Source organism: Plesiomonas shigelloides (assembly GCF_900087055.1).
Classification (GTDB): domain Bacteria; phylum Pseudomonadota; class Gammaproteobacteria; order Enterobacterales; family CAMTGL01; genus Plesiomonas; species Plesiomonas shigelloides.
Genome location: NZ_LT575468.1, coordinates 2,382,691 through 2,398,151, shown reverse-complemented (window position 1 = coordinate 2,398,151; position 15,461 = coordinate 2,382,691). Strand labels below are relative to the sequence as shown.

Sequence of the window (15,461 nt, the reverse complement as noted above, 5' to 3'; positions counted from 1 at the left end):
TTATCGCACTTTGCATGAAACTTGCGTTAGTGCTTTCATGCGGATTCCGTTGCGGTACATCAAGGCGAAGTACCGCAAAATGTGCAGTGATTATGCATAAGCATTCATGCACGCACCCTTATATCAGGCGGTAGGACCTTTTTCAAAGCGGGAATCGCGCAGTGCATCTTTAACCCGCTTGAGATTATCGCGGAATTTGGCGCCTCGGCGCAGTGTAAAGCCGGTGGCCAGTACATCAATCAGTGTCAACTGTGCGATACGCGAGGCCATTGGCATATAAACGTCGGTATCTTCAGGGACATCCAACGTCAGGGCCAATGACGCTTCACGCGCCAGCGGAGAGCCTTCCGAGGTAATGGCGATGACCGTGGCATCATTTTCGCGCGCCAGTTGCGCCACTTCCACCAGACTTTTCGTTCGACCGGTGTGTGAGATCAGTACGATGACATCATTTTCGCTGACATTCATGCAGCTCATGCGCTGCATAACCACATCATCAAACCACAATACCGGCACATTGAAGCGGAAGAATTTATTCATGGCGTCGTGCGCCACTGCGGCAGAAGAGCCTAAGCCGAAAAAGGAGATTTTCTTGGCTTGGGTCAGCAGATCCACGGCGCGATTGACGGCGCTGGTGTCTAAACTGTTTTTGGCCACTTCCAGACTCGCCATGGTGGATTCGAAAATCTTGGCGGTGTAGGCCTCGGCGGCATCATCTTCTTCCACGTTACGGTTTACGTACGGGGTACCGTTGGCAAGACTCTGAGCCAGATGCAGTTTAAAATCAGGAAAACCTTTGGTATCCAGACGACGGCAAAAGCGGTTTACGGTCGGCTCACTGACATCCGCCATTTTGGCCAATGTGGCAATACTGGAATGAATGGCAGTTTGGGGAGAGGCAATGATGACTTCGGCAACCTTGCGTTCCGATTTGCTAAAATGCTCCAAGCTTTTCTGGATTTTTTCCAGTGTGTTCATGCGGATACCACGCGCTGTTTGGAATGTAACTGAAATCCGTAATCCCCGAGATTCGTGGGAATATGCTGAAAATATACTACCAGAGGTAGTGGGTGCACAGCGTTGCAAAATCCGAATGATCGTATTTTTTCGTCAGAATATGACTGATGTCTAAAAATAGCGTGTATGGAAAGCACAGTGAGAGTGGGTGTTTTTATGGCTGACAGCGATTTATTGAGCGGCAAGGCCGGCGCGATGCAGCAGATCCGATTTGCCGGCTAGCGGTTTACTGCGCGAAATAAGTTGGCTAGCATGGCTGTGGTAAAAAAATTACATAGCCGGTAAACACGGCTTAAGGACTAGACAGATGGTATCAAAAGCACAGGCCTGTGATTTGGTTCTGTTCGGCACCAAAGGCGATCTGGCGCGCCGTAAGCTGCTGCCTTCCTTATATCAATTGGAAAAAGCAGGCTTACTGCATCAGGATACCCGTATTATCGGGGTCGGCCGTGCGGAGTGGAGTCAGGATGAGTATCACGACTTTGTTCGCAATGCGTTGGAAACCTTTGTAAAAGAAGAAATTGCACCTGCCGTTTGGGAAGTGCTCTGTCAGCGTCTGCATTTTTGCAATCTGGATGTGAATAACGAGGCCGATTTTGCTCAGTTGGCTGCACTGGCGGAGAGCAAAGAGCAAGTGATGGTGAACTATTTCGCCATGCCGCCAATGACCTATCCGGCGATTTGCCGTGGTTTGGCCGCCGTTGGTCTGAACAAGCAACCTCACCGTGTGGTGATGGAAAAGCCGATTGGTACCAGTTTAGAGACCTCGCGCCAGATCAATGATGGCGTAGCGGAATATTTTGATGAGTCGCAGGTCTACCGTATTGACCACTATTTGGGCAAAGAAACGGTATTAAACCTGCTGGCACTGCGCTTTGCTAACTCTATTTTTGCCTCGAAATGGGATAACCGCACCATTGATCAGGTGCAGATCACCATTGCCGAAGAAGTGGGGATTGAAGGCCGTTGGGGTTACTTTGACAAGGCCGGTCAGATGCGTGACATGGTGCAAAACCACCTGTTGCAAATCCTGACCATGATTGCGATGTCGCCACCGGTTGACCTGACCTCTGATCGTATTCGTGATGAGAAGGTGAAAGTCTTGCGCGCACTGCGCCGAATCGACCACACCAACGTCAATGAGAAAACCGTACGTGGCCAGTACACCGCCGGTTTTGTGCAAGGACAAAAGGTGCCTGGCTATTTGGAAGAAGAGGGCGCGAACAAGAGCAGCAACACGGAAACCTTCGTCTCTATCCGTGTGGACATCGATAACTGGCGCTGGGCAGGCGTACCGTTCTACTTGCGTACCGGTAAGCGGATGCCAGCGAAGTGCTCTGAGATTGTGGTGTACTTCAAAAACCCACCATTGAACCTGTTCAGTGATTCTTACAAAGATCTGCCACCGAACAAGCTGACCATCCGTTTGCAGCCAGACGAGGGCATTGAAGTTCAGATCCTGAATAAAGTGCCGGGTCTGGATCACAAGCACCGTTTACAGACGACTAAACTGGATCTGAGTTTCTCCGATACCTTCAGTGGCGAGCACATTGCCGATGCTTACGAGCGTCTGCTGCTCGAAGCAATGCGTGGTATTCAGGCGCTGTTTGTGCGCCGTGATGAGGTGGAAGAGGCGTGGAAGTGGGCTGACTCCATTATCGAAGCGTGGGCTGCCGATAATGAGCCGCCAAAACCGTATCAGGCTGGCACATGGGGCCCAGTGGCATCCATCGCCATGATCACCCGTGACAACCGCTCGTGGAGCGAATTCGCCTGATTTGAATGAGCGTGGGCACAGTGATGTACGACACTGTGCCTATCGGTCAGCCAACGCTGACCCCTAGCAAGGAGAACATGATGGCTATATCGGTACCGGTATTTAAAGAGTTCGCGGATGCGCAGGCGCTTAATAGCCAGTTGGCTGAGCGTATCGCTCAAGCGCTGCAACAGGGTGTGGATGAGCGTGGTGCTGCCAGTTTGGTGGTGTCCGGCGGACGTACCCCGATTGCGCTGTTTAGCGAGCTCAGCCAGCAACGCATTGATTGGAGCCGCGTGTATATCACGCTGGCTGATGAGCGTTGGGTGGATGTGCAGGATGAGTCCAGCAATGAAAAATTGGTGCGCGCCCATCTGCTGCAAGGTTTTGCGGCGTCCGCGCATTTTTGCGGTCTGAAGAATGCTTATTTGACCCCGTTTGCTGGTGCGGCGCTGACGGCGGAGCGTCTGGCACATTTGCCGCGTCCGTTTGATGTGGTGATTTTGGGGATGGGCGAAGACGGTCACACCGCGTCGCTGTTCCCGGGAGCGGAAAATCTGCCAGCGGCGCTGAACATGTATTCCGGTCAGCTGTGCATGGGCATGACGCCGTTGACCGCGCCACTGGATCGCATCACCTTGACCTTGCCAGCGTTGCTGGCCAGTCGGCAGATTTACCTGCATCTGGTGGGCGCATCGAAGCGGGTGGTTTACGAGCGTGCGTTGCAAGGCGATGATGTCAACGAGATGCCAGTGCGCGCCGTGTTGGGCCAGACCCAAACGCCAGTGGATGTGTACTGGACGGAATAAGCCTTATTGAGAAACGAGTCTACTCGTTGCTATCAGTGAGCAACATCCGTTATCAAAAAGTGTTCAAAATGCCGCATTGCGCGGCATTTTTTTCGTGTTTTTTACTTTGTATTTTTACCGATGGTATACGACGGTTCAGGAAGGCGATGCCGTCCGCGGTTTTTGTAGCAACACCACATCCTTACGGGGAATCTCACACTGCCATCCCCACATCTGTGCCAGCGTCATGAAGGTTTCTGCTTTGTAGAACACCACATGGGTGGGGTCACGGCGATAACTCCAATTCGCAAAACGGCTGTCATCGGTCTGAAAACAGGTCATTAGCGCGAGCCAGCCACCGGGGCGAACCAGTGAGCGCAAAAGCGCGAATTCTTGCGCGGGGGCATAAAAATGTTCGGCCACTTCGGTGCAGGTGACAAAATCATACTCACGGGCCAGCGTTGCCCGTTCGGGGTGAAAATAAGGGTCATACTTGTGCATGCGAAAACCGGTTTCTTCCAGCATTTGCGCCAATAACGGCCCCGGCCCACAGCCAAAATCCAATCCTTCAGCGCCCGGTAGCAGGCGATTTTGTAACGGCTCACTGATGCGGGTGAGAAAGTCGCGATACCCACTGTCGTGCAGATTATTTTCATGCAGCTGATATTCGGCCAATTCTGCCTGCGCACAGAGATGATGCTGGCTATCGAGCCATGTCGCCTGACAGTGTTGGCAGCGCCAGTAGTGGCGGCCATCAATTTGCTGAAACGGGATCCCGGCTGACGCCTCACACACACAACACGTTTTCATTTTCTTGCCATAATTCGAAGACACGCTGCCTACTATAACTGACTTCATGGCTGGCGCAGAGTGTTACAACTTGACGATGGGGAGGGATTTGCATGCCGGTAGGGGAAGTGTTATCACTGAACACAGGTACATACGGGCAGCACGGTCATGCTGTAGTGAGGCATTTATGAGCAAAGAAATTGCCATTATCGGGCTGGGCTGGCTAGGAATGCCGCTGGCTATGGCACTGCAGGCGCAAGGTCAGCATGTACTGGGCAGTAAAACCACACAGGATGGCGTGGATGCAGCCCGGTTAAGCGGTATCGAGTGTTATCGTTTACAACTGACACCAGAACTGGACGCGGACGATGACGATGTAACGCATCTGCTCGCGGCTCAAACGTTGATCATCAATATCCCGCCAGGTCGACATAATTGCGATGAGCTGTTTTATATCTCGGCGGTGCAGAATTTGGTCGATAGCGCCTTAGCGCAAGGGCAAGTGCAGCATATTATTTTTGTCAGCTCGACGTCGGTGTATGGCCGCGGTAAAGGGGCGGTGACTGAAGCGTCGGGATGTTATCCAGAAACGGCATCGGCGCGGGCGCTGCATGAGCTGGAAAATTGGTTGCATGCGTTGCCGGGTGTGCGCGTCGATATTCTGCGCTGCGCCGGTTTGGTCGGCCCTGGGCGACATCCGGCCCGTTTTCTGGCCGGACGGCAAAATCTAACCGATGGTGCGCAAGGGGTGAATTTTGTGCATCTGGATGATTGCATCCGCGCTATCGCGCTGTTGCTGGAATGCCGCTTACCACAGGGGCGTATTTACAATTTGTGTGCCCCTGAGCATCCGATCCGCTCGGTGTTCTATCCGCTGATTTCACGCTCATTAGGCGTCGAGCCACCGACCTTTTTGCCGGATACCAACGGTAAAATGCGGGTGATTGATGGCAGCTTGATTTGTCGTGAACAGGGTTTTAGCTATTTATATCCAGATCCCGCGCAGATGCAGTTTTGAGTTGGCTGTGCCTGTGCAAGCAATAAAAAAACCGGCACCTTGGGTAAGGTAGCCGGTTTTTATGCCATTTAGGCTTGGCTAAACAGCGATTGAGCTTAAATGAGGGCGGCGATTAAACGAGGCTGGCCCACAAATCGTATTCGTCGGCGTGCTCTACTTTCACGCGGACAATATCGCCTACATTCAGGTTCGTTTCACCGTTCAGGTAGACCGCGCCATCGATTTCTGGTGCATCGGCCATGCTGCGCGCGACCGCGCCTTCTTCATCCACTTCATCGATGATCACCAGCATTTCGCGGCCAATCTTCTCTTGCAGACGCAGCGCAGACACTTCCTGCTGGACTTGCATGAAGCGATTCCAGCGGTCCTCTTTCACCTCTTCCGGAATTTGATCCGGCAGGTCGTTCGCGGTTGCGCCATCGACTGGGCTGTACTTGAAGCAGCCGGCGCGATCGATCTTGGCTTCGCGCAAGAAGTCCAGCAGCATCTCGAAGTCTTCTTCGGTTTCTCCCGGGAAGCCGACGATGAAGGTGGAACGCAAAGTCAGCTCTGGGCAAATCTCACGCCAGCGCTTGATGCGCTCCAACGTGCGCTCCACAGAGCCCGGACGCTTCATCAGCTTCAGCACTTTCGGGCTGGCGTGCTGCAGTGGAATATCCAGATAAGGCAGGATTTTGCCTTCTGCCATCAATGGGATCACGTCATCCACATGTGGATACGGATACACATAGTGCAGACGCACCCACACGCCCAGTTTTGCCAACTGCTCACACAGTGACAGCATGCTGGTTTTCACTGGCTGGCCATTCCAAAAACCCGTCCGGTGCTTCACATCGACCCCGTAGGCCGAGGTATCTTGCGAAATCACCAGCAGCTCTTTCACGCCGGATTCCACCAGACGCTTGGCTTCATCCAGCACCGAGCCAATCGGACGGCTTTCCAGATCACCACGCAGGGATGGAATGATGCAGAACGTACAACGGTGGTTGCAGCCTTCAGAAATTTTCAGGTAAGCGTAATGACGTGGCGTCAGTTTAACGCCGGTTTCCGGTACCAGACTGGTAAACGGATCATGCTTTGGCTTCGGTACATATTTATGCACGTGGCTCAGCACTTGCTCATAGCTATGCGGGCCGCTGATCTCGAGCACTTTCGGGTGCACTTCGCGGATTTGATCTTCTTTCGCACCCAAACAGCCGGTCACGATCACCTTGCCGTTTTCATGCAACGCTTCGCCGATGGCTTCCAGCGATTCCTGTACGGCGCTGTCGATAAAGCCACAGGTGTTCACGATCACCATGTCAGCATCATCATAGCTTGGCACCACATGATAACCTTCGGTGCGCAGCTCCGTTAAAATACGCTCAGAGTCGACCAGATTTTTTGGGCAACCCAGTGATACAAAACCAATACGTGGCTGTTGCATGCTATTACGCTCACAAATCATTCAAAGAGGGAAAAACGCCGGCGATTCTACACAGGATCGCCGCGTTTTTCTAATGCTAACTCAGTCTGTTTCCGGTTCGCGTTGCCGATAGCCGACGCATTAATGGCTTACATCGGGAGGGAGGCTGCTTTCTGTGTTTTCCCGAAACAAGGTGACTTGATTTTTGCCGAGCGCTTTAGATTGATACAGGGCAATGTCAGCTTGTTTAAAGGTCAGCTCAAAACTCTGCTCCGTGCAAGCACTGACGCCAATAGACACGCTGATCCGCAAACCGTTAATCGGCGTTTCGGCGATGGTTTTCCGGATGAACTCGGCTCGCTCTTGAGCCACCGCCACATTATCGGTATACAGCACCAATAAGAATTCCTCTCCGCCCCAGCGGATCAGCAAGTCATCTTTACGGGCGCAGCGTTGAATAATTTCCGCCATCCCACGCAAAATTTTATCGCCGGTATCGTGACCATAGTGATCATTGATGGCTTTGAAATCATCAATATCCATCAGGATCACGCTATAGCAATGCCGTAAGCTGTGCTGTTTGCGTTGGAAATAACTTCGATTATGTAGCCCCGTCAGTTTATCCCGAAATGCCACCCCTTTAAGTTTAAAGTAGGAGTTAAACAACAACGTCGCGAGCGTTGCAATCGCTAAACTGAACAGCAGATGATGCCAGCTATCCGGCGTAAAGCGCGGGGTATAAATGTATTCCTGCGTGGTGATGCAAGGAATATTTAACGCCATCCCTTTGCTATCACTCAATTGGAAATAAGTATTATTCTCTTTATTAAATTTGCGAATCTTATATGCAATGTAATCACTATTTAAATCAACAATTGCCAGTGCGGAAACTTTTTTCTTATCAAAGATCGGCATAAAAATACTGAGCATTTGCTGATGTGAATATTCCTCTTTATAAACTTCGGATGTGCGGATATCACAAAATAAAAGGCTCTCATCAAACTCTTCGGCTAGATGATATTTTTTTAAAATCCCGAGGCTTTCGGGATCTTTTGCCAAAGAATTCAGGATAGCTTGGTAATGAGGACGATACGGAGTGAAATACCCATATTGGCCGTTTTTCTGCACTAATGATAATAAATGTGTGTGATTATCACTTTCAAGATCCAGCAAATTTTTGATTTTATTGAGCGATTCGTAAAGCTGGGGAACCGCATGGTGCTGCGGGTTGACCACTAAGGTCACGCCATCTTCAGCGGTGATGATGGGCAAATTAGGATTGCTGATTGCCGCTGAATTTGAAAAAGCCACTTTTACTCGGCGTAATGTCGAGTACATTTTCAGGAAAGATAAATTAATTTCATTATGCAGACGTGACATCATGTAGATATCACGTACTTGTTGTTCCGAATGGAACAAAACAGCACTGATTGAAAATGTTACAAAAAAAATAACAATGCGATATACCATGATATAAATACAAAAGGTTAGTTTTTCATCAATATGGCTGTTGTTTGGTTATGTTATAATCAATCCGAGGCTAGTGGTATAAGGATCAGAATTCTACTGCAGAGCATATCGTTTTCTTCTCTTTCTGTGCTCATGATGCTGCCTGATTGATTAAACCACTTTGTCACTTTTGTGTGGCATGAAATACCATAATTCGTGATTACGATAGCATTAATTTAAATAAATGAGGCGCTATGACGTGTGAATTAGTACTCGTCCGCCATGCCAAATCTTCATGGCGGCATCATATGGCATCCGATTATCAACGGCCACTGGCTAAACGTGGATTACGCCAAGCCACATTGATGGCGCAGCGCCAAGCCTTTATTCATGAGGATGCGTTGTTACTTTGCTCCCCCAGTGTACGGACGATGCAAACCGCGTCTTTGATGCTAGAAGGCAAACCGGCTTTGCAAGCCAGATTACGGCTCGCGCCTGAGTTATATGAAGCCACATTGCCGCAACTGTTAAAGCTGATCACGGCCACGCCTGACTCGGTGCAACAGTTGGTGTTGGTAGGCCATAACCCCGGTTTAGCCGATCTGGTCTTGCATCTGACCGATAATGAGCTAATTAAGTTCACCACCGCGATGCAAATTCGGATCACGCTGCCTAACTGGCATCAAGCCGGCAATGGTGCGGGTGTCTTAACGGATGTGATTTATGCCGAAGAGGGTGAGATTGGCTAACGCGATGGCCGTGCATATTCGGTACAGCGACTCGACTGGCATTACGTGTACCTAAACATTACATGTACCTAAAATAGTGCAGCCAAAAGCAATACAAACAGAATCAAACTGATAGGGATGAAAAGCGAGGGAAAAGTTAACGGATGAACAGTAGGAAGAAAAACGCCCGGTAACTGGGAACCAAAGATTACGTTACCGGGTTATCCTCTAAACTCAGGGGACATCAAAGAAAAAGCAGTGGCATATACTCAGACTCTGCTTTGCATCGGAAGTTTCACGTCAGCATCAAAAAATCTCATTTTTTTCGTCTTTTTCTTCAGTTTCTTTAGTGCGGGTTTGGGGCCGGCGGTTCCGGTGTGGTGGTAGCGAGCTTGTCGTGCGGTGTCATTACAATGTTGCGTCTTCCTTCCTTCCTTCCTTCCTTCCTTCCTTCCCTCTTGCTCTTGCCCTGATTCCTTTGTTGGCTTGTGCGTGAATGGGCGGGTTTGGTGTTTGCACGCGAGCGGTGTGTCTCATCGAACGGTATTTCACTCTAAATAACCATTTGATTTTAAATAACTAAATTTCTGCTGCTGTCGGCATTGGTACGCTGTTTACACAAAAATAAAACATCTGTTTAAAATCATTGACTGCAATGTTAATGGGATGTAGATTTTAAACATCTGTTTAATATGAGTGTATGACTATGACCGTCAGGCCCGATACCAAAGCCCGAATTCTTGATGCCGCTGAGCGGTTGTTTGCCGAGCAGGGCTTTAATGACACCTCACTGCGGACTATTACCGCAGAGGCTGAAGTGAATCTGGCGTCCGTCAATTATCACTTTGGCTCGAAAAAAGAGCTGATTCGTGCGGTGCTGGCACGGTATCTGGAAGTGTTTATGCCGGCCTTGGAGCTGGAGTTAGATGCGGTCTTACGTAGCGATCAAACCCCAAGTTTGCAGCAGGTCTTTCAGGCTTTTAAAGCGCCGCTGTTGCAATTGACCGCCTTACGGCCAGAGGGCACCACCTTATTTATGCAGCTGTTAGGGCGAGGATATACCGATGTGCAGGGGCACTTGCGTTGGTTTATCACCACCCGCTATGGCGATGTGTTGGCGTTATTCACCCGAGCGGTACAGCGGGCGAATCCAACACTGAATACCGCCGAATTATTTTGGCGTTTGCACTTCACGCTGGGGACGGCAGTGTTTGCCATGGCCTCCAATGTGGCTCTGCGTGAGATAGCGTTGGCCGATTTTGGTCAGCATATCCAGATCAGTGATCTGATTGACCGGATCATTCCGTATCTGGCTGGCGGCGTTGCCGCTCCAATTCATAGCGCTGAATTATTACTACAACCCGTCAGCGCAGCCGCCAACGGCGGATGATGAAGTTACCAACCCTATTATGAAGGATGAACATAATGACCAGTCTGCGCCAACGTTATATCTCAGGCCCGGCTTTTAAGGTATTCAAGCGCATTCTGCCGCCGTTGTCTGCGACAGAGCGTGAAGCCATGGAGGCGGGTACTGTCTGGTGGGAAGGGGACCTGTTTCGCGGTCAGCCTGATTGGAACAAACTGCATGCGCTGCCAAAACCCAAGCTGACAGCCGAAGAGCAATCGTTCCTGGATAATCAGGTGGAAACCCTGCTCAACATGCTGGATGACTATCAGATCGTGCATGAGTTAAACGATCTGCCGCCAGAAGTGTGGGAATACCTGAAAAAAGAGCGTTTCTTCTCGCTGATCATCGCCAAAGAGTTTGGTGGCCGTCAGTTTAGCTCTTTGGCTAACTCCACCATTGTGACCAAAATCGCCAGCAAGAGTACCACTGCGGCGGTGACCGTCATGGTACCAAACTCATTAGGCCCTGGCGAACTGCTGTCGCATTACGGCACAGAGGAGCAAAAGCAGCGCTGGTTACCGGGGCTGGCTGATGGCCGTGAGATCCCGTGCTTTGCACTGACCGGCCCTGAAGCGGGCTCGGATGCGGGCAGTATTCCGGATAAAGGCATTGTTTGCCGTGGCACGTATGACGGTAAAGACGTGCTGGGCATTCGCTTGAACTGGAACAAGCGGTATATCACGTTGGCACCGGTGGCGACGGTACTGGGCTTAGCGTTCAAAATGTACGACCCAGAGCACCTGTTGGGGGATAAAGAGGACATCGGGATTACTTGTGCCCTGATCCCAACCAATCACCCAGGTGTCGAGGTTGGCGCGCGTCATATTCCAATGGATCTGGCCTTCATGAACGGGCCTACATGGGGTAAAGATGTGTTTATCCCGCTGGATTGGATTATCGGCGGCCCATCTTATGCCGGTAAAGGCTGGCGCATGCTGGTGGAATGCCTTTCGGCGGGGCGCGGTATTTCGTTACCGGCGCTGGGCACTGCGATTGGCCATCTAACTACCCGTACCACTGGTGCGTATTCATATGTGCGTAAGCAGTTTGGTCTGTCGATTGGTCGCTTTGAAGGGGTGGCTGAGGCGATGGGACGCATTGGCGGTCTGACCTATTTGCTGGAAGCGGCGCGTACCTTTACCACTACGGCATTGGATACCGGTGAAACCCCGGGGATTGTGACGGCAATTGCCAAGTATCACATGACCGAAATTGGTCGTCAGCTGCTGAATGATTCCATGGATATCCATGCGGGTCGCGCTATCCAGTTAGGCCCAATGAACTATCTGGGACACCACTATTTTGGTATTCCGGTAGCCATCACGGTGGAAGGGGCCAACATCCTGACCCGTAACCTGATGATCTTCGGTCAAGGTGCGACCCGTTGTCATCCGTTTGTATTGGGTGAGATGGAAGCGGCGGCCAACCCTGATGAAAAAGCCGGTTTGCAGGCCTTTGATGAGTTGCTGTTCAAGCACATCGTTTTTGGTGTGACTAACTTCTTCAGCACTTTCTGGCAGGGCATTACGGCAGGTAAATTAAATGCCGCGCCATCGGGCAGTCCACTGAGCCGCTATTACAAGCAGCTAGGACGCATGAGCCGAGCGCTGGCCTTGACCGCAGATATGGCTATGTTGGTGTTGGGCGGCGATCTGAAGCGTAAAGAGATGCTGTCGGCGCGTTTGGGGGATGTCCTCAGCCACCTGTATCTGGCGTCTGCGGTACTGAAACGCTACGAGCAAGAAGGGCGTTTGAAGGAAGACCTGCCGTTGGCTGAATATGGTTTGCAATACTGCTTGTATCAGTGTGGCAAAGCCTTTGATAGCTTCTTCCAAAACTTCAGCAATCGCGCTGTTGCGATCATGCTGCGGGTGGCGGTGTTCCCGTACGGCGTAAGTTACAAGCCGGTTCAGGATGAAACGGCTCTGAAAATTGCCAAGCTGATGATGGTGCCAGGGGCGCAGCGTGATCGCCTGACTAATCTGTGCTTTGTCGGCCAAGCGCCGGATGAAGCCATTAATATCATGGAGTCAGCGTTCTTAGCGATGTATGGCGCGCGTGATATCGAACTGAAGCTGGCAGAAGCGCAGCGTAGCGGTAAATTACCACGTAAAGTTGCGCTCAATGAGCTGGTGGAGCAAGCCAAAGCCAGTGCGATTATCAGCGAAGCGGAAGCTGAGCAGATGTTGGCCGCCGAAGCATTGCGTAGCCGTGCGGTGCAGGTCGACCATGTGAATGGTCCGCATCCAAATCCAGCTTGTGCGGAAGACCGCGCTGCCTAAGCTGAGCCTATAAGCCGGCGCTGCAAGTTGAAAGGTATCGCTGTCGTTAGCAGCAATAAAAATCCCGGGGAACCCCGGGATTTTTTTGTGCATTTAATCACTGACGCTGAGGGTAGAAATCAGTGCCAGAACACCACGATCAAGGAGCCGGCCAGCGTCAACAGCACGTTAGCTATCGCATAAGTACCGGCGTAGCCGAGCGCCGGAATATTACTGCGCGACAGGGTATTGATCACTTCCATCGCTGGCGCCAAGGTACGGGCCCCCATAATGGCGCCGAACAGCATCGCACGGTTCATTTTCAGCACATAAGCACCGAACAGATAGGCAATAATGACCGGGCCTAAACTGACCAGTAAGCCACCGAAAATCATCTGTAACCCGATGCTGTCGACTTCATTGTTCATGCCGCTACCGGCGCTCAGGCCAACCCCCACCATAAACACCATCAAGCCAAACTCTTTGGTCATGGTCAGTGCCCCTTGCGGTACATAACCGAAGGTAGGGTGGTTCGCTCGCAAGAAGCCCAGCATGATGCCGGAGAACAGTAAACCGGCGGCATTACCAAAGCTGAAGGTAAACTGGCTAAACTGGAACGTCACTTGCCCCACCATCAAACCGATGATGAAGAAGCTACAAAACGCCAGTAAGTCCGCCACTTGACTGTGGATGGAGATAAAGCCAACCCGATCGGCCAAGCCGCGAACACGGCGGGCATCGCCGCTGACATGCAGCACATCACCTTTGTTCAGGACGATGGTGTCGTCAATTGGCATTTCGATTTGCGAGCGGACAATGCGGTTCAAGAAGCAGCCCTGATCGGTCAGACGCAGATGCGCCAGACGCTTGCCGACCACGCTGTCGTTTTTCACCACAATCTCTTCGGTGACAACACGTAAGTCGAGCAGGTCACGGTCGAACACCTCTTTACCTTCGCGAAAGCTCGGGTCAAGGCGCGCATGGCTATCGGGGTAACCTACCAGCGCAATCTCATCGCCAACTTGCAGCACCGCATCCCCATCGGGGCTGGCTAAGATGCCATTACGACGAATACGCTCGATATAACAGCCGGTCTGTCGATAAATCCCCAGTTCACGCAGGTTCTTACCGCCACTCCACTCGACCAGCTCCGGTCCCACGCGATAGGCGCGGATAATCGGCAGATACACCTTGCGCTGACTGTCTGGGTCAAGGCCACGTTCGCGGGCAATTTCTTGCGCACTGGTCACCAGATCCTGACGTTGCAATTTTGGCAGATAGCGCGCCGCCAAAATAAGGCTGACCAGACCGACCAAATAGGTCAGGGCATAACCGAGGCTGAGGTTACTCAGCGCGGTGCGCACCAGCGCCGGATCGGCGATATTGTGCGAGCCACTGAGGAGCGATTCTCTGGCCCCCACCAACACTGGGGTCGAGGTCATGGAGCCGGCGAGTAAACCGGCGGTTAGACCGATATCCCAGCCTAACCAGCGGCCAAGGGCAAAGGCAATGATCAGCGCAGTGACAACCACAACCAGTGCCAGCAGCAGGTAGTTCTTACCATCGCGGAAAAATATGGCAAAAAAGTTTGGGCCGGCTTCGATACCGACACAGAAGATGAACAGCATAAATCCAAGGCTCAGCGCTTCGGCATTAAGCGAGAAGTGCATTTGGCCGAGCAGCAGCGAAACGACCAGAACCCCGATTGAATTACCCAATTGGATAGAGCCGAAGCGTAATTTCCCAAGACACAGGCCGAGGGCCAGTACGACAAACAAAAGCAGTATGTCATTTCCATTGAGCAATGCTGATACGTCGATATTCACGATGGTAATTCTGTGGCTGAAGAGTAAATGTATAATGCCTGTTAAATCATGCAGCGCATGGCAGGACACAGCTTATTGTGAACGGAATGTTTTGATAACTTAAATGAAATGATGCGTTAACTCTCAGGATAATTATCAATTCCGTATCTGAGTTTTATTTTACATCTAACTTTTTTAGATTTCTTGTCTATTTGGCTATAAGTCTTGAACTTGGTCAGCATTTAGTGGTTTGCTTATTCTATTCCTGTATTCCGTGATGGTTTTTTTTCTGCCATCCCTCGTCGAAAGGAGTCGACTGATGCTGAAGTGGAACTGGAATGTGGTCATGCTGGGTGGATTTTTATTTTGTGTGATTTTCTTCTTTCAGGGCATGCACTATCCATATTCTGAAGCGGCTTATTCTGCCGATCCCCATAGCCATCCGGGGCTGTTGCTATTCATGCTGCCAGGCATTGTATCGGCGCATTTTGCGCGTCGTCATGGCCTCTTACATGGCTTGATGGGCGCGCTGGTGGTGGCTCCGCTGTGTATGCTGATCCGGCTCGCTGCGTTTTCCCGTTACGAGAGTTTTCTCGACACCGTGGTGTATTTTATCGGGGCCGCCTTCTGGTGCGGTTTGGGTACATTGCTGTATGTCTTTGGCAGCCGCATTTTACTGCATTACAAATCGCATGCTCGCCGCGCGTTGAGTCAGGCGCCACAAAAAAAATACAGTCAGTCCAATATTAGCCACACTAAAGTAAAATAATTGTATTTATTTTGATGCTAAATTGATCCGAGTTTAACCGTAAATAGAGATCGATAGCCTATCAGGGAAATTAGCTGCCAACTACCTGTGAAAATAGTACGCATGCAAATACGCGTGGAAAGAGTGCGTGTGAAAATATTTTCTGCATGAAAGTGTCACATTAATACGCGTTATAAATAAGACTGGCGCGGAGATAGGCGCAAGATACAAAAACAAAAAATGCCCATTACGGGCATTTTTTTATGTTCTCACGGCGCTGAGTGCAGCG

The 15,461-nt window shown here is 51.0% G+C and carries 12 protein-coding genes; 7 read left to right on the top strand and 5 right to left on the bottom strand.

The genetic code is table 11. The features are described 5' to 3' along the window. Nucleotides 1–123: 123 nt before the first annotated feature. Nucleotides 124–978, bottom strand: coding sequence for a MurR/RpiR family transcriptional regulator (locus NCTC9997_RS10635; RefSeq protein WP_010864213.1), 855 nt, complete (start codon nt 976–978; stop codon nt 124–126). Nucleotides 979–1,324: 346 nt separating this feature from the next. On the opposite strand from NCTC9997_RS10635, the gene zwf reads away from it, so the two are divergent. Beyond that, entirely contained in the window at nt 1,325–2,794 is a 1,470-nt protein-coding gene (zwf, locus tag NCTC9997_RS10630) for a glucose-6-phosphate dehydrogenase (protein ID WP_010864212.1), read from the top strand. Between the two features lie 80 nt (nt 2,795–2,874). Continuing rightward, nucleotides 2,875–3,582, top strand: a complete 708-nt coding sequence (gene pgl, locus NCTC9997_RS10625; RefSeq protein WP_047709259.1) for a 6-phosphogluconolactonase — start codon at nt 2,875–2,877, stop codon at nt 3,580–3,582. A 135-nt stretch (nt 3,583–3,717) separates the two neighbouring features. Here pgl and NCTC9997_RS10620 read toward each other — a convergent pair whose 3' ends face one another. Then, nucleotides 3,718–4,371 (bottom strand): class I SAM-dependent methyltransferase, encoded by a 654-nt coding sequence (locus NCTC9997_RS10620; protein ID WP_064978047.1) that lies wholly within the window; start codon nt 4,369–4,371, stop codon nt 3,718–3,720. 166 nt (nt 4,372–4,537) lie between these two features. On the opposite strand from NCTC9997_RS10620, the gene NCTC9997_RS10615 reads away from it, so the two are divergent. Beyond that, the gene (locus NCTC9997_RS10615; protein WP_010864209.1) at nt 4,538–5,368 is read left to right on the top strand and encodes an SDR family oxidoreductase; all 831 of its coding nucleotides are present in this window, start codon (nt 4,538–4,540) and stop codon (nt 5,366–5,368) included. A 112-nt stretch (nt 5,369–5,480) separates the two neighbouring features. On the opposite strand, the gene rimO is transcribed toward NCTC9997_RS10615, so the two are convergent. After that, on the bottom strand, nt 5,481–6,794 hold the full coding sequence (gene rimO / locus NCTC9997_RS10610; RefSeq protein WP_010864208.1) for a 30S ribosomal protein S12 methylthiotransferase RimO: 1,314 nt from the start codon (nt 6,792–6,794) through the stop codon (nt 5,481–5,483). Nucleotides 6,795–6,914: 120 nt separating this feature from the next. Beyond that, a complete protein-coding gene (locus NCTC9997_RS10605; protein WP_167550139.1) occupies nt 6,915–8,156 on the bottom strand; it encodes a GGDEF domain-containing protein in 1,242 nt (413 codons plus the stop codon). 320 nt (nt 8,157–8,476) lie between these two features. Between NCTC9997_RS10605 and NCTC9997_RS10600 the strand changes: the two genes are divergently transcribed. From NCTC9997_RS10600 to NCTC9997_RS10590, 3 genes are all read left to right on the top strand, one after another. Continuing rightward, nucleotides 8,477–8,971, top strand: coding sequence for a SixA phosphatase family protein (locus NCTC9997_RS10600; RefSeq protein ID WP_052181539.1), 495 nt, complete (start codon nt 8,477–8,479; stop codon nt 8,969–8,971). Nucleotides 8,972–9,656: 685 nt separating this feature from the next. After that, a complete protein-coding gene (locus NCTC9997_RS10595; protein ID WP_170919677.1) occupies nt 9,657–10,340 on the top strand; it encodes a TetR family transcriptional repressor PsrA in 684 nt (227 codons plus the stop codon). A gap of 35 nt (nt 10,341–10,375) precedes the next feature. Continuing rightward, nucleotides 10,376–12,640 carry an acyl-CoA dehydrogenase gene (locus NCTC9997_RS10590; RefSeq protein ID WP_152136388.1) on the top strand — a complete coding sequence of 755 codons (2,265 nt, stop codon included), beginning with the start codon at nt 10,376–10,378 and terminating at the stop codon, nt 12,638–12,640. A 119-nt stretch (nt 12,641–12,759) separates the two neighbouring features. Here NCTC9997_RS10590 and NCTC9997_RS10585 read toward each other — a convergent pair whose 3' ends face one another. Then, nucleotides 12,760–14,445, bottom strand: coding sequence for an aspartate:alanine antiporter (locus tag NCTC9997_RS10585; protein ID WP_010864203.1), 1,686 nt, complete (start codon nt 14,443–14,445; stop codon nt 12,760–12,762). 298 nt (nt 14,446–14,743) lie between these two features. On the opposite strand from NCTC9997_RS10585, the gene ybjM reads away from it, so the two are divergent. Beyond that, on the top strand, nt 14,744–15,193 hold the full coding sequence (gene ybjM / locus NCTC9997_RS10580) for an inner membrane protein YbjM (protein WP_052181548.1): 450 nt from the start codon (nt 14,744–14,746) through the stop codon (nt 15,191–15,193). Nucleotides 15,194–15,461: the final 268 nt, after the last annotated feature.

What these genes read in the sequence shown, in the direction of transcription:
- NCTC9997_RS10635 (WP_010864213.1), bottom strand. Translation starts at nt 978, where the DNA reads ATGAACACACTGGAAAAAATCCAGAAAAGCTTGGAGCATTTTAGCAAA.
- zwf (WP_010864212.1), top strand. Translation starts at nt 1,325, where the DNA reads ATGGTATCAAAAGCACAGGCCTGTGATTTGGTTCTGTTCGGCACCAAA.
- pgl (WP_047709259.1), top strand. Translation starts at nt 2,875, where the DNA reads ATGGCTATATCGGTACCGGTATTTAAAGAGTTCGCGGATGCGCAGGCG.
- NCTC9997_RS10620 (WP_064978047.1), bottom strand. Translation starts at nt 4,371, where the DNA reads ATGAAAACGTGTTGTGTGTGTGAGGCGTCAGCCGGGATCCCGTTTCAG.
- NCTC9997_RS10615 (WP_010864209.1), top strand. Translation starts at nt 4,538, where the DNA reads ATGAGCAAAGAAATTGCCATTATCGGGCTGGGCTGGCTAGGAATGCCG.
- rimO (WP_010864208.1), bottom strand. Translation starts at nt 6,794, where the DNA reads ATGCAACAGCCACGTATTGGTTTTGTATCACTGGGTTGCCCAAAAAAT.
- NCTC9997_RS10605 (WP_167550139.1), bottom strand. Translation starts at nt 8,156, where the DNA reads ATGATGTCACGTCTGCATAATGAAATTAATTTATCTTTCCTGAAAATG.
- NCTC9997_RS10600 (WP_052181539.1), top strand. Translation starts at nt 8,477, where the DNA reads ATGACGTGTGAATTAGTACTCGTCCGCCATGCCAAATCTTCATGGCGG.
- NCTC9997_RS10595 (WP_170919677.1), top strand. Translation starts at nt 9,657, where the DNA reads ATGACCGTCAGGCCCGATACCAAAGCCCGAATTCTTGATGCCGCTGAG.
- NCTC9997_RS10590 (WP_152136388.1), top strand. Translation starts at nt 10,376, where the DNA reads ATGACCAGTCTGCGCCAACGTTATATCTCAGGCCCGGCTTTTAAGGTA.
- ybjM (WP_052181548.1), top strand. Translation starts at nt 14,744, where the DNA reads ATGCTGAAGTGGAACTGGAATGTGGTCATGCTGGGTGGATTTTTATTT.